Below are 1751 nucleotides of genomic sequence, written 5' to 3' on the forward strand. Positions count from 1 at the left end.
GTCGTCGCGGCCGGTGGTCAGGATGGCGACCGGGCGCGCGGTGTCGAGCACGTAGTCGATGCGCTCCATCGGCTGGTCGGGGTCCAGCGGCACGTAGGCCGCACCGGCCTGCAGCACCGCGTACATGGCCACGACCAGATCCAGCGAACGCCGGATCGCCAGGGCCACCGGCGATTCCGCAGTGACGCCCTGCGCGATGAGCTTGCGGGCCAGCTTGTGCACCCGCGCCGCGAACTCGGCGTAGGACAGAGCTGTCCCCTCGAATTCCACGGCAGGCTCATCGGGGCTGGTCAGAGCCTGGGCCTCGAACAGCGAGACCAGCGTCGCCGCCTCGCCTTCGGGCAGCGCGGGCAGCACCGAGGCCAGGTTGAACGCGGTGTCGTTCCAGCCGTCCAGCACCTGGTCACGCTCACCGGTGACCAGCACGTCGATATCGCCGAGCGGGCGATCCGGGTGCTCGATGACAGCGGCCAGGATCAGATCCAGCCGCCGCGCGAACGCCTCGATGGTGGGCTCGTCGAACAGGTCCAGCGCGTAGGAGATCTCGGCCGACATGCCGGCGTGCTCGCCGTGGTCGTCCTGCGCCTCCTGCAGGGTCAGCTGCAGGTCGAACTTGGCCAGGCGGGCGTCGTAGTCGATGCCGTTGACCGAGAGGCCGGGCAGTTCCAGGCTGGCCTGCCGGGTGTTCTGGAAGGTCAGCATGACCTGGAACAGCGGGTGGCGGGCCTGCGAACGGGCCGGGTTGATGACCTCGACCAGGCGCTCGAACGGCACGTCCGCGTGCGCGAAGGCGTGCAGGTCGGTGTCGCGGGACCGGGCCAGCAGGTCGGCGAAGGTCTCCGAGCCGTCCACCTCGGTGCGCAGCACCAGGGTATTGACGAACATGCCGATCAGGTCGTCGAGCGCGGCCTCACCGCGGCCGTGCACCGGGGTGCCGATCGCGATGTCGGAGGTGCCCGACAGGCGGGCCAGCAGCACCGCCAGCGCCGAGTGCATGACCATGAACAGCGAGGCGTTGTGCCGGCGGCCCAGATCCACCAGCAGGCGCTGGTGGATCTCGCCTGCTGGGTTTCGGCGGAGATGGCGAACGGGTAGGTGCCGCCCTGGTAGCTGGCCACGGCCGGACGCTGCCGGTCGGAGGGCAGCACCAGTTCGTCGGGCAGGTCGGCCAGGGCCTCGGTCCAGTAGCGGATCTGCTTGGAGATCAGCGCGTCCGGATCGTCCTCGGAGCCGAGCACCTCGCGCTGCCACAGCGCGTAATCGGCGTACTGCACCGGCAGTTCCGCCCAGGCCGGGGCCTCCCACGAGGTGCGGGCCGCGTAGGCCACCATCACGTCGCGGGCCAGCGGGCCCATGGACCAGCCGTCGGCGCTGATGTGGTGGACCACCATGCCGAGGATGTACTCGGTGTCGCTGATCTCGAAAAGCGCCGCGTGCAAAGGCACTTCGCCGGTGACGTCGAAGGCCATGGTGGCCAGCTCGACCAGGTGGTCGATCAGGTTGGACTCGGTGACCGGCACCGGGGTCAGGTCCGGCACGATCTGCGCGGCGTCCAGCACCCGCTGCACCGGGCCGTGCGCGGTCTCCGGGAAGACCGTGCGCAGCGACTCGTGGCGGTCGATGACGTCGATGACCGCGACCTGCAGCGCCGCGATGTCCAGCTCACCGGAGAGCCGGATGGCGACCGGGATGTTGTTGACGGCCGAGGCGGTGTCGAAGCGGTTGAGGAACCACATGCGCTGCTGCGCAAG

The 1751-nt window shown here is 69.7% G+C and carries 2 protein-coding genes; both read right to left on the reverse strand.

From position 1 onward, the window contains the following. The coding region (locus ACIRS4_RS36430) for a condensation domain-containing protein (protein ID WP_404204282.1) at positions 1-1002 on the reverse strand (1002 nt) is incomplete at its 3' end. After that, a partial coding sequence (locus ACIRS4_RS36435; protein WP_404204280.1) for a condensation domain-containing protein occupies positions 891-1751 on the reverse strand: 861 nt, incomplete at its 5' end. The genes ACIRS4_RS36430 and ACIRS4_RS36435, both read right to left, overlap by 112 nt.

This window comes from Streptomyces sp. NPDC101166 (genome assembly GCF_044768125.1).
Taxonomy (GTDB): domain Bacteria; phylum Actinomycetota; class Actinomycetes; order Streptomycetales; family Streptomycetaceae; genus Streptomyces.